We start from the raw sequence: 19,160 nt of genomic DNA, 5'->3' as shown, positions 1-19,160 counted from the left end.
CATGGCGGCGCGTGGACGTGGCGCCGTCCTGCTCGCGCAGGCGGCGGTGATCCTGGCGCTGTTCCTGGCCTGGGAAGTGGCGAGTCAGTCGGGCCTGGCCGATGCCCGGCTGCTGCCGCCGCCCAGCCTGGTGGTTCCACGCGCCTTTTCCCTGATGGCGGATGAAAGCTTCCGCCGCCATCTCTGGGTCACGATCCAGGAAGTGTCGCTGGCGGTGGTCATCGCCGCGCCGCTGGGCGTCGGCATCGGGCTGGTGCTGGCCGAGAGTCCCTATCTCGGCCGCGCCTTCAAGCCATTCTTCCATTTTATCGCGGCGGTGCCGAAATCGGTCTTCCTGCCGGTCTTCATCCTGCTCTTCGGCATCGGCTTCGGGCAGAAGGTCGCCTTCGGGGTCTTCCAGGCGCTCTTCGTCCTGGTCATCGCGACATCGGCGGCGGTCGCCGCTGTGCCGCGTGACCTGCTGCGCCTCGCTCATGCGAATGGCGCCACGCGACGGCAGATATGGACCGAGATCTATTGGAACGCGATGCTGCCGCTGATCCTGGAAGGCCTGCGGCTCGGCATGATCTTCAACATCGCCGGCGTGATCTTCGCGGAGATGTATGTCTCCCGCGCCGGGCTGGGCCAGCGTTTCACCACCTGGGGAGAGACTTTCCAGATGCCCGAGCTTTTCGCGGGCGTCCTGATTGCCGCCGCCCTCAGCATCATCGTCAACGAGACGCTGCGCGCGCTGGAGCGCCGCGCCGGCGCCTGGAGAACCGCATGAGCCTGCATCTGGCCGAGCGTCCCGACCACCTGCATGGCGCCGGGGCGCAGCAATCCGAAATCCTGGTCGAGGGGCTCACGCATCGCTACGAGACCGGCCGCGGTTCGGTTCTGGCGCTGCGTGACATCGGGCTTTCCATCGCGCCCGGCCGCTTCGTCGGGCTGGTGGGACCTTCCGGCTGCGGCAAATCCTCGCTGCTGATGATGATGGCGGGGCTGGTGAAGCCCAGCGAGGGGCGCATCACCGTGCGCGGCGCGCCCGTCACCGGCCCCGCGCCGGACCGCATCGGCGTCGTCTTCCAGGAAGCGAGCCTTCTGCCCTGGCGCACGGCGCTGGAGAATGTGGCCTTCCCGCTGAAGCTGCGCGGCGTGCCGCGTGCCGAACGGGAGGCCAAAGCCGAGCAACTGCTGCATCTGGTGGGCCTGAAGGGCTTCGAGAACCGCCACCCGCACGAGCTTTCGGGCGGCATGAAGCAGCGTGTGGCCATCGCGCGCGGCTTCTGCCAGGACCCGCCGGTCCTGCTGATGGACGAGCCCTTCGCGGCGCTGGACGAGCAGACCCGCATGACGCTGGGCGATGAGCTGCTGCGCATCTGGGACCAGCACCGCAAGACCGTGGTCTTCGTCACCCATGGCCTGACCGAGGCCGTCTATCTCTGCGACGAGGTCGTGGTCCTCAGCGGCCGCCCGGGCGAGGTGCTGGCGCGCATCGAGATCGACCTGCCGCGCCCCCGCACCTGGGAGATGATGGCGACCGAGCATTTCGGCAAGCTGCGCGAGCAGATCTGGAGCCTGATCCGGAGGCAGTCGTGAGCACCACGACCCTGCCGGCCCCCACGGGCGCGAAGGCGGGCGGCTGGCGCCTCTCCCCGGTGGCGTTGCGCTGGCTGTGCCTGGCGGTCCTGCTGGCACTGTGGGAAATTGCCCCGCGCGCCGGCTGGGTACCGCCGGTCATCCTGGCGACGCCCAGCGCCACGCTGATAGAGGGCTTCGCGGAGTGGGATTTCTTCGCCAGCGCCCTGGCCTTCACCTTCGGCGAGATCCTGGTCTCACTGATCTTCGCCTATGGGCTGGGCAGCCTGATCGGGCTGGCGGTGGGCCTTTCCCCCTTCGGCCGCGCTGTGGCGCTGCCGCTGGTCTCATCGTTCTACGCGCTGCCGCTGATCGTGATCTATCCCGTCATGACGGCATGGTTCGGCATCGGACCCGCCAGCAAGGTCTGGTTCGCCAGCCTCTACGGCGTCTTCCCGGTGATCCTGTCCACGGCCGCCGGCGTGCAGCTGGTGGACCGCAATCTCATCACCATGGCCCGCGCCCAGGGCGCGCGCTTCTGGCCGATGATGGTCGAGGTCGTGATCCCCGCCGCGCTGCCGGCCATCGTCTCCGGCCTGCGTGTCGGCGGCGCGTTAGTCACGGTGGGCGTGGTGGTGGCGGAGATGCTGGCCTCCACCGATGGCATCGGATTCCTCATCACCCAGAACCGGACCATGTTCCGCACCCCGCAGGTCTATTTCGGCATCCTGCTGGTGCTGGTGCTGGCCGGCGGCCTGGACATGCTCATCAGCCGCCTGGAGCGCCGCGCGTCGCGCTGGCGGCCGGAAACAGGACAGCAGTCATGACTGACCGTATCGACCATCTGTCGCCGCGCGAGGGCGCCATGCCGGCCATGCCCGCGCTGGACGCCCTGCTGCACGGGGCGGTCGACCTGCACCACCACGGCTTCCCCGAATTCACCTTCGCTCATCCGACCCGCCAGAGCGATGCGGAGGAGCTGCGCCAGGCCGCCGCCGCCGGCATGGCCGGCATCGTCATGAAGTCGCATTTCTTCCCGACCACCACCATCTCCTGGCATCTGAACCAGATGGGGCTGGGGGCGGAGGCCTTCCCCTCCATCACGATGAATCCCTGCGCCGGCGGCTTCCTGCCCGTGGCGGTGGAAGCGGCGGCGCGGCAGGGCGCGCGTGTCCTTTTCATGCCGACCTGGGGCGCCGAGGCCGACCAGCGTCGTGGCGGCATGAGCCGCTATCTCGGTGGCTACCTGGAGAGCGCGAAGAAGTTCTTACCCGAGGATGGGCTGACGGTCCTGGATTCCGCCGGCCGTATCCGTCCGGAGGTGACGGACTGCCTGGCCATCGCGGCCGCGTTCGGCATGATGGTGGCCACCGGCCATATTTCTCCGCGTGAGAGCGTGGCGGTCGTGACGGAAGCCAGGCGCCTGGGCGTGCGGGAGGTGATGTTCCAGCACCCCGACAGCCATTCCATCGGCGCGACGCGGGAGGATATCCGCGCCATCGTCGCCGCCGGCGGCACGGTGGAGTTCTGCGCCATCGGCTTCACGCCCGCCTTCCAGCGCCTGCCCATGGCGGAATGCCTGGAGATCATCCGTGAGGTCGGGGCGGAGAATGTGGTGCTGACGACGGATTGCTTCTTTGGCTGGATGCCGCCGGCGCCGGAGCTGCTGCGGATGACGCTGGGCAGCATGCTGCATCACGGCCTCTCCCACACCGATGCCGCGCTGCTGGTGCGGGACAATCCGCGCCGCCTGCTGGGCCTCCCCGCCTGGGCGGAAGCCGCCCGCGCGCCGGAGCTGGCGGCCGCGCAGTAAGGCGGCCGGGACGCGACCGGGTCAGCCGCGCGCCGGATGCTCCGGCCGCGGCAGGCCCAGGTGCTCGCGCAGGGTCCGGCCCTCGTATTCGCTGCGGAACAGCCCGCGCCGCACCAGGATCGGCACCACCTGGTCCACGAATTCCTCGAAGGGGCCGGGATAATGGGTGGTCTTGATCATGAAGCCATCTGCGGCACCGCTGCGGAACCAGGCTTCAAGGTCGTCGGCGATCATCTCCGGCGTGCCGAGGACCAGGCGGTGGCCTGAGCTGGCCGACGTGAAATCGCGCAGTTCCCGGATGGTCATCTGGTGCTTGCGGGCGATGGCGGTGAGGGTGACGGCATGGCCCTGCATCATGCCGGAGGGCGGCAGTTCCGGCAGCGGTCCGTCCAGCGGATAGCCGGAGAGGTCGTGGCCCAGCCGGTCGGACAGCACGCGCATCGCCGCCTGCGGATCGGCCAGCGCCGCCAGTTCGGTAATCTTCGCCTTCGCCTCGGCCTCGCTGCGGCCGATGATGGGGCAGACGCCCGGCAGGATGCGGATGGCATCGCGCGGCCGCCCGGCCCGCTCGCAGCGGTCGCGCAGGTCCTGCGCGAAGGCCAGCGCGCCCTCCATCTCCTGCTGCACGGTGAAGACCACCTCGGCGGTGGCGGCGGCAAGGTTTCGCCCGGCCTCCGAGGCGCCGGCCTGCAGGATCACCGGATAGCCCTGCGGCGGGCGGGTGATGTTGAGCGGACCCTTGACCCGGTAGTACTGCCCTTCGTGGTTCAGCACATGCAGCTTGGCGGGATCGGCGAAGATGCCGCGCTGCTTGTCGCCGACGATCGCATCCTCCTCCCAGCTGTCCCACAGCCCCTTGACCACCTGCAGGTATTCGGCGGCCATGGCATAGCGCTCGGCATGCGGCGGGTGCTGGTCGCGGCTGAAATTGGCCGCCGCATCGGGGCTGGAGCCGGTGACGACGTTCCAGCCGATGCGCCCGCCGCTGAGATGGTCGAGCGAGGCCAGGGCACGGGCGAGGTTGTAGGGCTCGGAATAGGTGGTGGAGACAGTGGCGCCCAGGCCGATGCGCTCGGTGCCCATGGCGAGTGCCGCGAGCAGGGTCAGCGGCTCGAAGCGCACCATCATGCCGGGATGGGCGTCGATGCCGGTGTTCACCGCATCGGCGAAGAACAGCATGTCGAACCTGCCACGCTCGGCGATCCGCGCGATCCGCTGTAGCAGCGGCAGGTTCTGCGAACCGAATTCCGCATCCGGCATCCGCCAGCCCGCGACGTGGTTGCCGGCGCCCAGGACAAGAAGGCCGAGATGTATCATCCTGCGGCTCATGCCGGGGCTCCTTCTCCGGTGGCGCGGGCGCATTCCTCGTCCGTCGTTACCACCGTCAGCTGCGGGGCGCGGGCGGCCATGATGGCCAGCGCATTGTCATGGACGTCCGGCGACTTTGCCGCGCAGGCATCCTCCACCAGCCGCACCTGCGCGCCGCCATCCACTGCCGCCAGCGCCGTCGCCAGCACGCAGCAATCGGTGGAGACGCCGCAGAGCACGACGCCGGGCTCGGGTCCGAAGCGCTCATAGGCTTCCGGCAGCCATTTGGAGAAAGTATGGCTGGCGAAGCTGGCGCGGTCCTGCCAGGGCGCGTCCACGGCCCAGAGCCAGTCGGAGGAAGGCTGCCGGGCGAAGGGCCATTTCTCGTAGTAGCGCGACCAGCTGCCGCTCAGTCGCGTGGGGGGGACGAAACGGGTGAAAAGCACGCGCTCCCCGAATAGTGGCACCAGCCGCGCGATACGGCCGGAGATCTCGGGGAAGGAAGGGGTGAACCAGGGGCTATCGGGATGGGAGAAGGCGGGCTGGTGGTCGATGACCATCAGCCAGTCACGGGTATGGGCCATGGCTTCAGGCGAGCTCCCGCAGCGAACGGGCCAGGAAGGACTGCACGCGCGGGTCGCGCGGATGCGCCAGCACCTGCGAGGGCGGGCCGGCTTCGGCGATCACGCCATCCACCATGATGGCCACCGTATCCGCCACCTCGCGGGCGAACTGCACCTCATGCGTCACGATGATCATGGTCATGCCCGTGGCGGCCAAGTCCTTGATGACCTCCAGCACCTCGCCCACCAGATGCGGGTCCAGCGCCGAGGTCGGCTCGTCAAAGAGCATCAGCTTGGGCGTCATGGCAAGCGCGCGGGCGATGGCAATGCGCTGCTGCTGCCCGCCGGAGAGCTGGCGGGGATAGGCATGGACCTTCTCCGAAAGCCCGACCCGCGCCAGCAGGTCATGCGCGCGTTCCGTCGCCGCGCTGCGCTTCTCCCCTCTCACGCGGATGGGCGCGTCGATGATGTTGTCGAGCACGGACATATGCGGGAAGAGATTGAAGTTCTGGAACACCATGCCGATCTCGGCGCGCTGGCGGCTCAATCTGCGCTCCGGCATCCGGTAAAAGGCGCCGTTGCGCTCCTCGCAGCCGATGGCCACGCCATCAATATAGACGATGCCGCGGTCGCAGGCCTCCAGGGCATTGATGCAGCGGAGCAAGGTGCTCTTGCCAGCACCGGAGGGCCCCAGCAGGCAGACCACCTGCCCGCGCATGGCCTGCATATGGACGCCCTTCAGCACCATGTTGCGGCCGCGCTGCTTCCAGACATCGACGATGCGGACCAGCGGCGCCCCTTCTTCGATGACAGCCATGTCCATCATCCTCTCTCCGGACCGGCGGCGGTGTCAGTGCGCATGGTCGAAATCTGAGGCGCCGCGCGCGTAGTGGCGCTCGATGAAATACTGGAAGACGGAGAGGATGCTGACCATGATGAGATACCAGAGCGCCGCGACGATCAGCAGCGGAATGGTCTCGAAGGTGCGGGAATAGATATTCTCCACGGAATGCATCAGCTCCCCCAGCGCCACGACGCTGGCGATGGAGGTGTATTTCAGCATGCCGATCACCTGGTTGCCGGTGGGCGGCACGATGGCCTTCATGGCCTGCGGCAGCACGACGACACGGAAGGTCTGCCAGGGGCGGTGGCCCAGCGCCTTGGAGGCCTCCTTCTGGCCAGGATCGACCGAGAGCATGCCGGCGCGCACGATCTCCGCCATATAGGCGGCCTCGTTCAGCCCCAGGCCGAGCATGGCAGCGGTGAAGGAGGAGATGGCGACCGTGGCGGAGATCTCGAAGAATTTCGGCCCGCCGAAAGGAATGCCGAGGGACAGTTCGGGGAAGAGGGAGGCGAGGTTGTACCAGAAGACCAGCTGCACCAGAACCGGCGTGCCACGGAAGAACCAGACGAAGGCATGGGCGCAGAAACCCAGCACCGGGTCGCCGGAGAGGCGCATCAGCGCGATGGCGATGCCGATGATGGTGCCCATCACCATCACCAGCGCTGTCAGCTGCAGCGTCATGGCCACGCCGGCCAGCACATCCGCATGGAGCATGTAGCGGCCGACGATCTGCCACTGGAAGCCAGGGTTGACCATGACCTGATAGGCGATCCAGGTGGCGACCAGCAGGATCAGCGCCACGCCGAACCATCGCCCGGTGCGCGGTGCGGGCAGGATCTGCGGCGCCGCTGAGAGAGGCCCGGCCGCCGCCTGCGGGTTGAAAGCTGTCGCCATCCGTCTTCCCTGTCGTCCTTGCATCCTGTCCGGGGCGGGGCCTGGCGGTCCCGCGCACCGGGTTTCCGGGCTCAGGCCGGTGGTGGGTTGCGGATCTGCTCGACCGTCACCGCGCCATCCGGCACGCCGAATTCCTCCAGCAGCCTGACGTAGCTGCCGTCCTGTACGGCGCTTTCCAGCGCCATCTGGATGGCCTTCTCCAGCGCCGCGTTGTTCTTGGCAATGACGATGCCGGAGAGGGTGGAGCGGTCGGGCAGGGTGCTCTCGGTCATCTGCAGCTTCGGGTTGCCCTTGGCGATATAGATGCCGACGGCCTTCGCCGTCAGGAAGCCATCGCCGCGCCCGTTGGAGAGCGCCAGATAGGTATCGGCGCTATTGGGAAAGAACAGGAAGGCGATCTTTTCCTTGCCGGCCGCCACGCAATCGGCCGAAAGCTGCTCCGCCACCTGGATCTGCGCGCTGCCCTGGGTCAGCACCAGCGTGCGGCCGCAGAGATTGTTCACATCGACATCCGTCGTGCCCTGGCGCACCAGCAGGCCATAGCCGGAATTGAAGTAGGGCAGCAGGTTGACGACCCGCAGCCGCTCGGCCGTGCGGCCGATCTGGTTGATGCCAACATTGTAGCGGCCATTCACCACGCCCGGGATGATGGTCGGGAACTTGATGTCCTCGAATTCGGCCTTCAGTCCCAGCTTCCCGGCCAGCAGCTGCATCAGGCGGATATCGATGCCGTCAGGGCCGCCGGCCTCCGCCTTGAAGGCGAAGGGCGGCCATTGCAGCGAGGTGGCGACCTTCAGCACGCCGGCATTGCGGGTCGCTTCCGGCAGGGCGGCGCGCGCCTCGGCATTCAGTTCGGCGGCGCGGGGTGCCAGAGGATGCGCCAGCAGCAGGCCGAGCCCCAGCAACGCGGCGCCAAGACGCGCCCGGAATGCCCTGTGAGGGGAAGCTGTCATGATGACTTTCCGATTCAAGTGCGTGGCATGGCCGGCTCACCGCCGCCATGGGAGAGTGGAGACCTTCATGGAGCGCTGCCTTGGCCTGCCGCGGGGCGAGCTCGGCCTTGGCTTGCGTCGCCGCTATCTTGCAGGTTTTCGCGCGGCGTTCGACCCGGATACCGGCTCCTCGCCTCATTCCCGGCGCTTGAGCCCTGGCAGGCGTCTCGCCTGTGCCTGTGAGTTGGTCGTCCTCGATCCCTGTCTGCACTCTAATCCGGCAGTTATGAGCGGCCAGGTCCGATGACAATGCCGACCTTCGGATGGGGCCACGGCTTTGGCCCCGCTGTTGCAGGGACACCAGGAAATCCGGGGGAGAGGATTGGGCGTCATGTACGAATCGGCGGGGGCCGCCGCCGCATCGGGCGCCGTAATGCGTGGGTTGCGTCCCGCTTTCCTTCCGCCGACGCCGCAGGAGTGTCGCGGGCCACAAATGCCGCTCCGGCACAACTGCGGTTTTCCGCATCAATAAGCGGTGTTCTTGGGCTGTGTTCTCTCGAAAACCGCAACTATTACGCCGTGAGGGCGGAATGAGGCAAGGCCGTGTCAAAATGCCTGAAAGCGGCTTCGACAGGGGCGTTGACGATTTCGTGACTCTCTCGTGGTGCCTCAACTATTTGTTTTTGAAGGGGCCGTTTCTGCCACAACATATACGGGGGTGCGGAGTCCGTGAATTCCGAACGGGAATTTCACGGAAATTTGCTTCAATTCTATGACATGGCTGAACTGTTGATGATGCATAGCTAGGTGCCCGGCCAGGAAGGGCGAAGCTCCGCAGAGCCGGCGAAGGTTGGCATTCAGGAGGTTAGGTCGAATGAGCAGCGAGACGTTGTCCCTGCGGTCCAGAATCTCGGGCGCGTATGAGAACAGGCGCGAGGTCGAGATGACCCTCGATGAATATCTGGATCTCTGCCGTAGGGACCGGGGGGCCTATGCCAGTGCCGCCGAGCGCATGCTGAAAGCGATCGGCGAGCCGGAAATGGTCGATACCGCGAAGGACCCCCGCCTGGGCCGGATCTTCCTGAACCGGACGATCCGCCGTTATCCCGCCTTCTCGGAATTTCATGGAATGGAAGAGGCGATCGAGCGGATCGTCGCCTTTTTCCGGCATTCGGCCCAGGGGCTGGAGGAGAGCAAGCAGATCCTCTACCTGCTGGGCCCCGTGGGCGGTGGCAAGTCTTCCCTGGCCGAGCGCCTCAAGGCGCTGATGGAGCAGGAGCCGATCTACGCGCTCAAGGCGGGTAGGGAGATAAGCCCTGTCTTCGAAAGCCCCCTCGCGCTGTTCGACCGGGATACGGTGGGGGAGCAGGTGGAGGCGGAATACGGCATCTCCAGGCGCCTGGTCGGCGGCGTGATGAGCCCCTGGGCGCAGAAGCGGCTGGAGGAATTCGGCGGCGACGTCTTCAAGTTCAGCGTTGTGCGCCTGATGCCTTCCCGCGCCCGGCAGGTCGCCATCGCCAAGGTTGAGCCGGGGGACGAGAACAACCAGGATATCTCCACCCTCGTGGGCAAGGTGGATATCCGGCTGCTGGAGGCTTTCAGCCAGAAGGACGCAGATGCCTATGGCTTCTCAGGCGGCCTGAACCGGGCCAATCAGGGGCTCCTTGAATTCGTCGAGATGTTCAAGGCGCCGATCAAGATGCTGCATCCGCTGCTGACGGCGACGCAGGAGCGGAACTACGTCGGCACCGAGCCCATTGGCGCCATTCCATTCAACGGCATCATCCTGGCCCATTCCAACGAGTCGGAATGGGCGACCTTCCGGAACAACAAGAACAACGAGGCCTTTCTGGACCGCGTCTGCACCATACAGGTGCCATATTGCCTGCGCGTGACGGAAGAAGCGAAGATCTACGGGAAGCTGATCGGCAATTCCGAGTTGGCGACCGCGCCATGCGCGCCCGGCACGCTGGAGATGCTGGCCCGCTTCTCCGTCATGACGCGGTTGCGGGCGCATGAGAACAGCAACCTCTTCAGCAAGATGCGGGTCTATGACGGCGAGAGCCTGAAGGACACCGACCCCCGCGCCCGCTCTACCCAGGAATATCGGGACGGAGCCGGGCAGAACGAGGGTATGGACGGCATGTCCACACGCTTCGCCTTCAAGGTGCTCTCCGCCACCTTTAACCACGACCCCACCGAGGTCGCGGCCGACCCGGTCCATCTCATGTATGTGCTGGAGAATGCCGTCCGCCGGGAGCAGCTGCCGGCGGAGACGGAGGAACGCTACCTGGGCCTTGTCAAAAAGGAGATCGCGCCCCGCTATGCCGAGTTCGTCGGCAAGGAGATCCAGAAAGCCTATCTGGAAAGCTATGGTGATTATGGCCAGAACCTGTTCGAGCGTTACGTGGACTGGGCCGATGCCTGGATCGAGGACATTGATTTCAAAGATCCCGACACCGGCGCGATGATGAGCCGCGAGGCGCTGAACGCAGAGCTGACCAAAATCGAGAAGCCGGCCGGCATCGCCAACCCTAAGGATTTCCGCAACGAGATCGTCAAATTTGCGTTGCGGGCAAAGGGTAATAATGGCGGCCGCATGCCGCGCTGGACCAGCTACGAGAAGATCCGCGAGGTTATCGAGAAGCGTATGTTCTCGCAGGTCGAGGACCTGCTGCCCGTGATCTCCTTCGGCGCCAAGAAGGATGGGGAAACTGAGCGTAAGCACCACGACTTCGTGGAGCGGATGGTCGAGCGCGGCTACACTGCCCGGCAGGTCCGCCGCCTGGTGGAATGGTACATGCGGGTGAAGCAGGCGGGGTGAACCGGGGCGAGTGGGACGAGGAGTAGGCGACTCGTGAACATTGTGGACCGCAGGCCCAACCCCAAGGGCAAGATCCTCTCGGACCGGCAGCGGTTCCTGCAGCGGGCACGTGAGCAGGTGAGGAAGGCGGTAGCGGACAGTATTGCCAGCCGCCGGGTGGCTGATATCGGGTCGAGCGACTCCAAGGACCAGGTGAAGGTCAGGAGTTCCGGCACGGCCGAGCCTTTCCTGCGGCACGGCCCGGGGGGGCGGCGTGATATCGTGGTGCCGGGCAATGAGCGCTTCGTGCCCGGCGACCGCATCCCCTCCAGCGGCGGCGCGGGTGGCCGTGGCAACCGCGCCTCCGATTCCGGGGAGGGGCAGGATGCTTTCGAATTCGCGCTCACCAGGGCAGAGTTCCTGGATATCTTCTTCGGAGACCTGGAACTGCCGGAACTGGTGAGGCGCGAGATCGGCGACATGAGCGAGCCTCGCCCCCGGCGGGCGGGTATCTCGGTCTCGGGCGCGCCGACCTCGCTGAATCTGACACGGACCATGCGTAACAGCATGGGACGGCGAGTGGCGCTTCACCGCCCCGGCCCAAGCGCCATGAACGCGCTGCAGGAAGCCGTGGACCGGGCCGTGGAGAGCGGCGACCCCGAGGAGATCAGCAAGGCGCGGGAGGCGCTGCAGGCGGCCGCGCGCCGTGCCGCGGCAGTGCCGTTCATCGACCCCGTGGATCTCCGTTACAATCGCTTCGAACCATCGCCCCATCCGCGTACCCAGGCCGTGATGTTCTGCCTGATGGATGTCTCTGGCTCCATGACCGAGCACATGAAGGATCTCGCGAAGCGCTTCTTCATGCTGCTGCATCTCTTCCTGGAGCGGAAATACGAGAAAGTGGCAGTCGTTTTCATCCGCCATACGGAGAAGGCGCAGGAGGTGGATGAGGAGACCTTCTTCCGGGGTCGCGAGACAGGCGGTACCGTCGTCTCCTCTGCCCTAGATGAGATGCTGCGGATCGCGACGGCACGCTATCCGGCCTCGGCCTGGAATATCTATGCGGCCCAGGCCTCGGACGGCGATAATTACGGCTCGGACAACGCCCGCACCGTGGCGCTGATGCGGGATTCCGTGCTGCCGATGGTGCAGTATTTTGCCTACATCGAAACCCGGGACGGGCTCGGCATCGGGCGGGAGAGCGACCTCTGGAGTGCCTATCATGAGATTGGCACCGATGGGGCCGGCAGACGTCTGGCGAGGCGGCAGGTGACCGCGCCCGGCGAGATCTGGGGTGTTTTCGCCGACCTGTTCCGGCGCGGCAGCACGCAGGCTTCGGAGGCCGCGCGATAGGCGGGAGGGCTGAGCAATGTCCCTGCTCTACAAGGGCGCTGACTGGGATTTCGGCACGCTGAAGACCGTCCACGACGCGATCGAGGACATCGCGCTGAACGAGCTTGGGCTTGACGTTTATCCAAACCAGATCGAGGTGATCACCTCAGAGCAGATGCTGGAGCGCTACAGCTCCACCGGCCTGCCGCTGATGTACAGCCACTGGTCATTCGGCAAGCACTTCGCGCGCGACCACGCGCTTTACCGTGCCGGTGCCCAGGGCCTCGCCTATGAGATCGTTATCAATTCGAGTCCGTGCATCTCCTACATCATGGAGGAGAACACGATGACCATGCAGGCCCTGGTCGTGGCGCACGCCGCCTTCGGTCACAATCATTTCTTCAAGAACAACCACATGTTCCAGCAATGGACGGATGCGGAGGGGATTCTTGAGTATCTCGAATTCGCGACCGCCTATGTGGCGAAATGCGAGGCGCGTTATGGCCTGCCGGCGGTCGAGCGCATCCTGGATGCCGCCCACGCACTGCAATCCCAGGGCGTGAACCGCTACCGCCGCCGGGTCAAGCAGTTGCGGGAGGAGCAACGGCGGGCCGAAGCTCGGCGCGAGTATGAGGAAACCACCTACAACCCGCTCTGGAGCACCGTGCCGGGGGTTGATGTGCTGGACTCCATGAACATGGACGAGCGTGCCCGGGCGGCGGCCGAGATGCGCGCGCGGCTGAACCTGCCGGAGGAGAACCTCCTCTATTTCATCGAGAAGAACGCGCCGGCGCTGCGGGGCTGGGAGCGGGAGCTGATCCGCATCGTCCGGACGATCGGCCAGTATTTCTACCCGCAGAAGCAGACCAAGGTAATGAATGAAGGCTGCGCCACCTTCACGCATTACGAGATCATGCAGCGGATGCATGACCGCGGCCAGATTTCCGACGGTAACTTCCAGGAGTTCTTGCATTCACATACCGCGGTGATCTTCCAGCCGGGTTGGGACGACCCACGTTTTTCCGGCTGGAATCCCTATGCGCTTGGCTTCGCCATGATGAACGATATCAAGCGCATCTGCACCGAACCGACATCAGAGGACCGGTACTGGTTCCCGGAGATCGCGGGCAATGGCGACCCCTACGGGACGCTGCGCTCCATCTGGGCCACGCATCGGGATGAGAGCTTCGTGTTGCAATATCTCTCGCCCAAGGTCATCCGGGATTTCCGCATGTTCCATGTCTCCGCCACGGCGGGGGAGGGACATGCGGAGGTGCGCAGCATCCACAACGAGGATGGCTACCGCGCCGTGCGGCGGGAGCTGTCGCGGAGCTATGACCTTTCGGTCCATGAGCCCGATATCAACGTGGTGGATGTCGAGCTGCTGGGCGACCGGCGGCTGATCCTCTCCCACGCCGTCTATGACGGGCGGCTGCTGGAGTCGGGCTCTGCCTCGGCCTGCCTGTCCTATATCCGCGACCTCTGGGGCTATCCCGTGCGGTTACAGGAACATGACGCCAGTACCGACCGCCTGCTGAACACGGTCGAGCTGAAGTAGCTGCCCTCCGGCAGTGCGGAATGCCGCCTGCCTCAGCGCCGGGCGGTAGTCCGCAGGCAGACCAGCCTTGGGCGGTTGCTGGCAGGGGGCACCGGTACCGCCCTGCTGGCGCGGCGTGCTTCGGGTGTCATGAAGCGCCTTGCCTCCCTGGCGCCGCCGAGAAGCAGCATGGGCGTCAGGCCAGGGGCGCAGATGTTCTGGACCACGCGTGGCGGCAGCGGCACGCCGCCGCCACGGCCCCAGGCCGCGCCCATCCGCGCCAGCGCCACGCGGCTGCTGTAGGCGGCGCCGCGCGCCTCCTCGCCAGAGTGGTAGCGGGCAATGGCCTGGCCCCAATCCCCGGTTCGTGCCCGTAGCTCCCTCAGGAAGCGCGCGGCGTAGCGCAGATTGGCCTGGGGATCGAAGGCCTCCTCCAGATTGGCGAAGGCAGTGGGATGATGCATCAGGTTCACCTGCATGCAGCCCACGTCGATGGACCGCACGCCCCGCGCCAGCAGGGCCGAGACCTCGGCGATGGCAGTGGCCTTGGTGGAGGCGGTATGGCTCTCTCCGGCGGCGTTATAGGACCAGGGCCAGGGAGTGGGCGCGCCGGTCAGGGGATTGCGCTGGCCGCTCTCCACCAGCGCGATGGCGCCCAGCAGGCCCGGCGGCACGCCGGAACCGGGCTCAGTCGCGGCGATGGCACGACGGCAGCGGCTCCAATCCTCCGCGCTGCCGCGCTGAGCGGCGGCGGGAAGTGACAGGAGGCAGAGGGTGGCCAGGAGGAGAAGGGCGGGCAGGGCAACGCGCGGCATGGGCCCTACTTGGTTCTGAAGCCGCCACGATCCAGCCCCGGCGGGTGGATCGTCGAGCCCAGGCGAGAGAGCCTTGGGAGCGGCGCCTGGTGTTGCGCGCGCCGCGCCCGGGGTGGTGTGTTCAGCGGCTGGCGAGGGCGGGGTTGGGGGGGAGGAGATAGGCGATGGAGCCTTCGGAGCCGCCGGAGAAGGTGGGGATGCCGCTGGGCTGGCGGGCGAAGGCGTTGTTCAGGTGGATGATGCGGAGGCTGTTGCCGTTGCCTTCGGTGCGGACGGCGCCGCCGCCAAGGATGTTGCCGGTGTGGTCAGCGGCGTATTGGACGGCGAAGGTCTCGCCCTGGCTCTGAACGGTGAGGGGGTTGGCGGAAACGGTGGCGGCGGAGGTGGCGAGGAGGGCGGTGGCGGCGAGGAGGGTGCGGAAGGCGGTCATGGTGTTTTGCTCCGGGGTTGGGGTGTCGCTGGTTTCTGCGTTGGGCTTGTTATGCCGCGCGATAATATCGCACGCGACCATTATTTCCGCATGGCAGCCATGCCCTTCCTACGTACGCGCCTAAATCGTTCGCGACCTTTTTGGGAGTAAGCCGCCCCCACGGGGGCGGGCCGCCTAGCTCCGTGCTTCGCGGATCATGTTGCGGGCGATCACCAACTGCTGGATCTGCGTCGTCCCCTCATAGATGCGGAACAGGCGCACATCACGGTAGAAGCGTTCGACGCCGTAATCGGCCACATAGCCGGCGCCGCCGTGGATCTGCACGGCCTTGTCGGCCACGCGGCCCACCATCTCGCTGGCGAACATCTTGCAGCAGGCTGCCTCGGTCGAGACGTTGGCGCCGGCATCCTTGCGGCGCGCCGTCTCCTCCACCATGCAACGGGCAGCGAAGGCCTCGGCCTTCATATCCGCCAGCATCGCCTGGACCAGCTGGAACTCGGCAATGGGCTGGCCGAACTGCCTGCGATCCATGGCATAACGCAGGCTATCGGCGATCAGCCGTTCCGCCACGCCGACGCAGACGGCGCTGATATGCAGGCGGCCGCGGTCCAGCACCTTCATGGCCGTCTTGAAGCCCCGGCCCAGCCGCGCCTCGCCACCAATGATGTTCAACGCCGGCACGCGCACCTCGTCGAAATTCACGTCGCAGGTATGGGTGCCCCTCTGGCCCATCTTGCGATCCCGCGCGCCGAGCGAGACGCCGGGCCGGTCGGCCTCCACCAGGAAGGCAGAGACGCCGCGCGCATCGCGGCTTTCGGGATCGGTGCGGGCGAAGACGGTGAAAAGCCCGGCCTCCGGCGCGTTGGTGATGAAGCGCTTGGTGCCGTTGATGACGAAGTCGTCGCCATCCCGCCGCGCGCTGGTGCGGAGCGAGCCGGCATCGGAACCCGCCTCGGGCTCGGTCAGGCAGAAGGAGGCCAGGATCTCGCCGGAGGCGAGGCGCGGCAGCCAGGCCTGGCGCTGCTCCTCCGTGCCGTCGATGATGATACCCTGGGAGCCGATGCCGTTATTCGTGCCGATCAGGGAGCGGAAAGCGGGTGAAGTGCCGCCGAGCCGGAAGGCGACCTGTGCCTCCTCTGACATGCTGAGGCCGAGGCCACCATATTCCTCGGGGATGGAGAGGCCGAAGAGGCCGAGATCGCGCATCTCCGCCACGACATCTGCGGGAATCTCGTCATCTTCCGCGATCTTGTCTTCCAGTGGCCGCAGGCGCTCCCCGACGAAACGCTCGACGGTGCCGAGAAGCTGCTGCAACGTTTCCTGATCGAGTGCCATCGTATATCCGCGTGCCAGGCTGTTATTCTGCTCGTGCTGTCACGGGCTCTGGCATGCGGGTCTGGTGGCGTCAAGAAAGGCGGAAGCCCCTCTCCTCGGGCAGGTCGCCGGCCTCCGCTCAGGTTGCGGAAAGGCCGGCCTTGATGGCATCCGCGAAGGAGCGGTCGAGTACATCCTCGGCCTTGATGGCGGAGCGCACCAGACGGGCGCGGGTATAGAGATCGATGTTCTTCTGCTCGTCCGCCACCACGCTGTCGTCGATCGGCACGACGCGGGTGCGGGCGCGGCGGAACCAGAGCTCGGCCACCGGCTCCGGGATATTCATCAGTTGCGACCAGCTCCTGGCATAGCCTGGGATATTCTCATTGGCCCAGGCCCGCGCCACCGCCAGGCGGCGGACGAAATCCGCCAGCTCCGGCCGGCGGGAGGCGATGGCGCTTTCCCGCGCCACCAGGAAGCTGAGGCCGGGGGTGATGCCGTTGCCGTCCACCACGCGCCGCGCGCCCGAGAGCACCTCCTCCTGCGCCACATAAGGTTCCCAGGTGGACCAGGCATCCACGGAACCCCGGCTGAAGGCGGCCTTGGCATCAGCGGGCAGCAGGAAGGTGAGCTGCACGCTCTCCGCCGGCAGGCCGGCATTCTCCAGTGCCGCCAGCACCAGCTGATGCCCGATGGAGCCCCGGCCGGTGGCGATGCGCTTGCCCTTCAGATCCGCGAGGCTCTGGATGGGGCTGTCCTTGGGCACCAGGATGGCCAGGCCGTCCTGGTTCTGCCGCGTGGCGGCAATGGCCTTGATCGGCACGCCCGCGGCGACGCCGAAGGTGAAGGGCGCATCACCCACCAGTCCGGCGTCGATGGCATCGGCGTTCAGCGCCTCCACCAGCGGCGCGGCGGCGGGGAATTCGCTCCAGGCAATCTTACCTTCCAGGCCCTTCAGCACGCCGGCGGCATCCATCACCGCGCGGGCATTGCCGCGCTGGTCGCCGACGCGCAGCGGCGCACCGCTCCACGCGCCCTGGGCGCGCAGCAGCAGAGGCGCGGAGAGGGAGGCGACGAGAGCCGCCCCACCCAGGAGGATATGACGACGTTGCATGTTCACTCCGCGGCCACCGGCACGTTCCGGCCCTGGCGCTCGGCCAGCAGGCGCTTGGTCAGGGGAAGCAGCTCACGCCCGTATTCCACCGCATCCTCCAGCGGATCGAAGCCGCGGATCAGGAAGGTGGTGACGCCGAGCGCATAATATTCGAGGAAGGCCTCCGCCACCTGCCGGGGCGTGCCGACCAGGGCGGTGGTATTGCCCCGCGCGCCCGTCTCCCGCGCGATGGCCGTATAGAGGCGCCCTTCCGGACGGTCCCCCAGGGCCGCGGCGTCCAGCAGGCGTTGGGAGCCGGCATTCCGCGGCGCGGCATTGTTGGGGCCCAGGATGGCCTGGCCACGTATCTCGCGCAGCCGCGCCAGAATCCGCTCGGCCTTGGCCCAGGCTGCTTCCTCCGTCTCTGCCAGGATGGGGCGGAAGCTCAGGGAGAAGCGGACATCCTTCTCCCGCCCGTGCTTGGCGGCTTCCTCCCGCACGCGGGCGACGATCTCCCGCACCTGCGCCTGGGTCTCGCCCCAGAGGGCATAGACATCGGCATGGCGGCCGGCCACGCGCAGCGCGGCATCGGAGGCACCGCCGAAATAGATGGGGATGCGCGGCTTCTGCACGCTCCGCACCTCGGGCGAGGCGCCCTTGATGCGGTAGTAGGTGCCCTCGTGGTCCACCGGCTTATCGGCCGCCCAGATGGACTTCAGGATGGAGACGTATTCGTCCGTGCGCGCGTAGCGCGCGTCCTTGTCCAGCCAGTCCCCGTCGCGCGCCTGGTCGGTATCGTCGCCGCCGGAGATGACATGGATGGCAGCGCGGCCGCTCGTCAGCTGGTCCAGCGTGTTGAAGCTGCGCGCGGCCGTGGTCGGTGCCTGGAAGCCCGGGCGGTGCGCCACCAGCATGCCGACGCGCTTCGTATGCGCGCCCACATGCGCCGCGATCTGCAACCCGTCCGGCCCGTTGCTGTACCAGCCGATCAGCATGCGGTCGAAGCCGCCCTCGTCATGCGCCTGCGCCGAGGCGCGCAGGTAATCGAGGTCGATGGCCTCGCCACTGGCCGGATGGATCTCCGACTGCTGGCGCGGCTGGATCATGCCGATGAATTCGATGTCCTGCTTCTGGGGCACGGTGTCCTCCTCTTCTCCCCTGACGGGATGCGTTTTGTCGGTGGCCGTCATCAGGCGGCCCTGCTTGGCACGGCCTCGTCCACCCCCAGTTCCGCGAGCAGGCGGCGGCGCAGCGCGGCGAAGCCGGCCTCGCCATGGGCGCGGGGGCGCGGCATCTCCACCCGGATATCGGCGGCAATGCGCCCGGCATCGAGCACCAGCACGCGGTCCGCCAGCAGGATCGCCTCATCCACGTCATGCGTGACGAGCAGCGTGGTGGGGCCATGGGCGCGCCAGAGGTCCAGCACCAGCGCATGCATGCGGATGCGGGTCAGCGCGTCCAGCGCGGCGAAAGGCTCATCCAGCAGCAGTAGCTGCGGCTCCCGTACCAGGGCACGGGCGAGGGCCACGCGCTGCGCCTCCCCACCCGAGAGGGTGGCGGGCCAGGCATCGGCATGCCGCGTCAGCCCTACCTCGGCCAGGGCAGCCAGTGCGCGGTCCCGGGCGCCGGCGCCAGGCAGGCCCAGCGCCACATTCTGCCAGACGGCCTTCCAGGGCAGCAGGCGCGGCTCCTGGAAGGCGGCGGCGACGGCGGCGGGCAGGGTCAGCCGCGCATCGGCCGGCGCCGGGTCCAGCCCCGCCAGAGTACGCAGCAGCGTGGTCTTGCCGGAGCCGCTGCGGCCCAGCAGGGCGGTGAAGGAGCCGGGCTCCAGCCGCAGGTCCAGGTTGTGCAGCACCGTGGCCTGGCCGAAGCGCCGCGTCAGGCCCTGGACGATGACATCGCGGGAGGAATTCTCGGTCATGACG

General features: G+C 66.9%; 18 protein-coding genes. 7 read left to right on the top strand and 11 right to left on the bottom strand.

What is annotated here, in order from left to right; all coding sequences use genetic code 11:
• Position 1 precedes the first annotated feature (1 nt).
• Genes IAI58_RS15695 through IAI58_RS15680 form a run of 4 tightly spaced genes read left to right on the top strand, consistent with a single transcriptional unit; the run spans position 2 to position 3,370 of the window.
• Positions 2–766: an ABC transporter permease gene (locus IAI58_RS15695; RefSeq protein WP_207444932.1), complete on the top strand. Its 765-nt coding sequence runs from the start codon at positions 2–4 to the stop codon at positions 764–766.
• Positions 763–1,578, top strand: a complete 816-nt coding sequence (locus IAI58_RS15690; RefSeq protein WP_237182116.1) for an ABC transporter ATP-binding protein — start codon at positions 763–765, stop codon at positions 1,576–1,578. Before IAI58_RS15695 ends, IAI58_RS15690 begins: the two co-directional genes overlap by 4 nt.
• Entirely contained in the window at positions 1,575–2,384 is an 810-nt protein-coding gene (locus IAI58_RS15685) for an ABC transporter permease (RefSeq protein WP_207444933.1), read from the top strand. The genes IAI58_RS15690 and IAI58_RS15685 overlap by 4 nt, the downstream gene beginning before the upstream one ends.
• Positions 2,381–3,370 carry a DUF6282 family protein gene (locus IAI58_RS15680; RefSeq protein ID WP_207444934.1) on the top strand — a complete coding sequence of 330 codons (990 nt, stop codon included), beginning with the start codon at positions 2,381–2,383 and terminating at the stop codon, positions 3,368–3,370. Before IAI58_RS15685 ends, IAI58_RS15680 begins: the two co-directional genes overlap by 4 nt.
• Before the next feature lie 21 nt (positions 3,371–3,391).
• Here IAI58_RS15680 and IAI58_RS15675 read toward each other — a convergent pair whose 3' ends face one another.
• The 5 genes from IAI58_RS15675 to IAI58_RS15655 all read right to left on the bottom strand — a co-directional run bounded on the left by IAI58_RS15675 (position 3,392) and on the right by IAI58_RS15655 (position 7,932).
• Positions 3,392–4,699 (bottom strand): LLM class flavin-dependent oxidoreductase, encoded by a 1,308-nt coding sequence (locus tag IAI58_RS15675; RefSeq protein ID WP_207444935.1) that lies wholly within the window; start codon positions 4,697–4,699, stop codon positions 3,392–3,394.
• Positions 4,696–5,262, bottom strand: a complete 567-nt coding sequence (locus tag IAI58_RS15670; RefSeq protein WP_207444936.1) for a cysteine hydrolase family protein — start codon at positions 5,260–5,262, stop codon at positions 4,696–4,698. Before IAI58_RS15670 ends, IAI58_RS15675 begins: the two co-directional genes overlap by 4 nt.
• Positions 5,263–5,266: 4 nt before the next feature.
• On the bottom strand, positions 5,267–6,058 hold the full coding sequence (locus IAI58_RS15665; protein WP_207444937.1) for an ATP-binding cassette domain-containing protein: 792 nt from the start codon (positions 6,056–6,058) through the stop codon (positions 5,267–5,269).
• 33 nt (positions 6,059–6,091) lie between these two features.
• Entirely contained in the window at positions 6,092–6,979 is an 888-nt protein-coding gene (locus IAI58_RS15660) for an amino acid ABC transporter permease (protein WP_207444938.1), read from the bottom strand.
• A 71-nt stretch (positions 6,980–7,050) separates the two neighbouring features.
• Entirely contained in the window at positions 7,051–7,932 is an 882-nt protein-coding gene (locus IAI58_RS15655; RefSeq protein WP_207444939.1) for a transporter substrate-binding domain-containing protein, read from the bottom strand.
• Positions 7,933–8,854: 922 nt separating this feature from the next.
• Between IAI58_RS15655 and IAI58_RS15650 the strand changes: the two genes are divergently transcribed.
• The 3 genes from IAI58_RS15650 to IAI58_RS15640 are packed head-to-tail and all read left to right on the top strand — an operon-like array spanning position 8,855 to position 13,604.
• Positions 8,855–10,735, top strand: a complete 1,881-nt coding sequence (locus IAI58_RS15650) for a PrkA family serine protein kinase (protein ID WP_408906182.1) — start codon at positions 8,855–8,857, stop codon at positions 10,733–10,735.
• Positions 10,736–10,768: 33 nt separating this feature from the next.
• Entirely contained in the window at positions 10,769–12,067 is a 1,299-nt protein-coding gene (locus tag IAI58_RS15645) for a YeaH/YhbH family protein (RefSeq protein ID WP_207444941.1), read from the top strand.
• Between the two features lie 16 nt (positions 12,068–12,083).
• Entirely contained in the window at positions 12,084–13,604 is a 1,521-nt protein-coding gene (locus tag IAI58_RS15640; protein WP_207444942.1) for a SpoVR family protein, read from the top strand.
• A 32-nt stretch (positions 13,605–13,636) separates the two neighbouring features.
• On the opposite strand, the gene IAI58_RS15635 is transcribed toward IAI58_RS15640, so the two are convergent.
• The 6 genes from IAI58_RS15635 to IAI58_RS15610 form a co-directional block, all read right to left on the bottom strand.
• Positions 13,637–14,398 carry a lytic transglycosylase domain-containing protein gene (locus tag IAI58_RS15635; protein WP_207444943.1) on the bottom strand — a complete coding sequence of 254 codons (762 nt, stop codon included), beginning with the start codon at positions 14,396–14,398 and terminating at the stop codon, positions 13,637–13,639.
• A 121-nt stretch (positions 14,399–14,519) separates the two neighbouring features.
• Positions 14,520–14,828, bottom strand: a complete 309-nt coding sequence (locus IAI58_RS15630; protein ID WP_207444944.1) for a hypothetical protein — start codon at positions 14,826–14,828, stop codon at positions 14,520–14,522.
• 174 nt (positions 14,829–15,002) lie between these two features.
• Positions 15,003–16,163 (bottom strand): acyl-CoA dehydrogenase family protein, encoded by a 1,161-nt coding sequence (locus IAI58_RS15625; RefSeq protein ID WP_207444945.1) that lies wholly within the window; start codon positions 16,161–16,163, stop codon positions 15,003–15,005.
• A gap of 118 nt (positions 16,164–16,281) precedes the next feature.
• On the bottom strand, positions 16,282–17,256 hold the full coding sequence (locus tag IAI58_RS15620) for an ABC transporter substrate-binding protein (RefSeq protein WP_207444946.1): 975 nt from the start codon (positions 17,254–17,256) through the stop codon (positions 16,282–16,284).
• A 2-nt stretch (positions 17,257–17,258) separates the two neighbouring features.
• Complete coding sequence (locus IAI58_RS15615) at positions 17,259–18,425, bottom strand: LLM class flavin-dependent oxidoreductase (protein ID WP_207444947.1); 1,167 nt, start codon at positions 18,423–18,425, stop codon at positions 17,259–17,261.
• Positions 18,425–19,156, bottom strand: coding sequence for an ABC transporter ATP-binding protein (locus tag IAI58_RS15610; RefSeq protein WP_207444948.1), 732 nt, complete (start codon positions 19,154–19,156; stop codon positions 18,425–18,427). Before IAI58_RS15610 ends, IAI58_RS15615 begins: the two co-directional genes overlap by 1 nt.
• Positions 19,157–19,160: the final 4 nt, after the last annotated feature.

It is taken from the genome of Roseomonas marmotae (assembly GCF_017654485.1).
Taxonomy (GTDB): domain Bacteria; phylum Pseudomonadota; class Alphaproteobacteria; order Acetobacterales; family Acetobacteraceae; genus Pseudoroseomonas; species Pseudoroseomonas marmotae.
Note: the sequence above shows the minus strand (reverse complement) of the source record. Positions and strands in the feature narration are given on the sequence as shown.

What these genes read in the sequence shown, in the direction of transcription:
- IAI58_RS15660 (WP_207444938.1), bottom strand. Translation starts at nt 6,979, where the DNA reads ATGGCGACAGCTTTCAACCCGCAGGCGGCGGCCGGGCCTCTCTCAGCG.
- IAI58_RS15665 (WP_207444937.1), bottom strand. Translation starts at nt 6,058, where the DNA reads ATGGCTGTCATCGAAGAAGGGGCGCCGCTGGTCCGCATCGTCGATGTC.
- IAI58_RS15680 (WP_207444934.1), top strand. Translation starts at nt 2,381, where the DNA reads ATGACTGACCGTATCGACCATCTGTCGCCGCGCGAGGGCGCCATGCCG.
- IAI58_RS15655 (WP_207444939.1), bottom strand. Translation starts at nt 7,932, where the DNA reads ATGACAGCTTCCCCTCACAGGGCATTCCGGGCGCGTCTTGGCGCCGCG.
- IAI58_RS15630 (WP_207444944.1), bottom strand. Translation starts at nt 14,828, where the DNA reads ATGACCGCCTTCCGCACCCTCCTCGCCGCCACCGCCCTCCTCGCCACC.
- IAI58_RS15690 (WP_237182116.1), top strand. Translation starts at nt 763, where the DNA reads ATGAGCCTGCATCTGGCCGAGCGTCCCGACCACCTGCATGGCGCCGGG.
- IAI58_RS15650 (WP_408906182.1), top strand. Translation starts at nt 8,855, where the DNA reads ATGACCCTCGATGAATATCTGGATCTCTGCCGTAGGGACCGGGGGGCC.
- IAI58_RS15620 (WP_207444946.1), bottom strand. Translation starts at nt 17,256, where the DNA reads ATGCAACGTCGTCATATCCTCCTGGGTGGGGCGGCTCTCGTCGCCTCC.
- IAI58_RS15610 (WP_207444948.1), bottom strand. Translation starts at nt 19,156, where the DNA reads ATGACCGAGAATTCCTCCCGCGATGTCATCGTCCAGGGCCTGACGCGG.
- IAI58_RS15615 (WP_207444947.1), bottom strand. Translation starts at nt 18,425, where the DNA reads ATGACGGCCACCGACAAAACGCATCCCGTCAGGGGAGAAGAGGAGGAC.
- IAI58_RS15625 (WP_207444945.1), bottom strand. Translation starts at nt 16,163, where the DNA reads ATGGCACTCGATCAGGAAACGTTGCAGCAGCTTCTCGGCACCGTCGAG.
- IAI58_RS15675 (WP_207444935.1), bottom strand. Translation starts at nt 4,699, where the DNA reads ATGAGCCGCAGGATGATACATCTCGGCCTTCTTGTCCTGGGCGCCGGC.
- IAI58_RS15640 (WP_207444942.1), top strand. Translation starts at nt 12,084, where the DNA reads ATGTCCCTGCTCTACAAGGGCGCTGACTGGGATTTCGGCACGCTGAAG.
- IAI58_RS15670 (WP_207444936.1), bottom strand. Translation starts at nt 5,262, where the DNA reads ATGGCCCATACCCGTGACTGGCTGATGGTCATCGACCACCAGCCCGCC.
- IAI58_RS15695 (WP_207444932.1), top strand. Translation starts at nt 2, where the DNA reads ATGGCGGCGCGTGGACGTGGCGCCGTCCTGCTCGCGCAGGCGGCGGTG.
- IAI58_RS15635 (WP_207444943.1), bottom strand. Translation starts at nt 14,398, where the DNA reads ATGCCGCGCGTTGCCCTGCCCGCCCTTCTCCTCCTGGCCACCCTCTGC.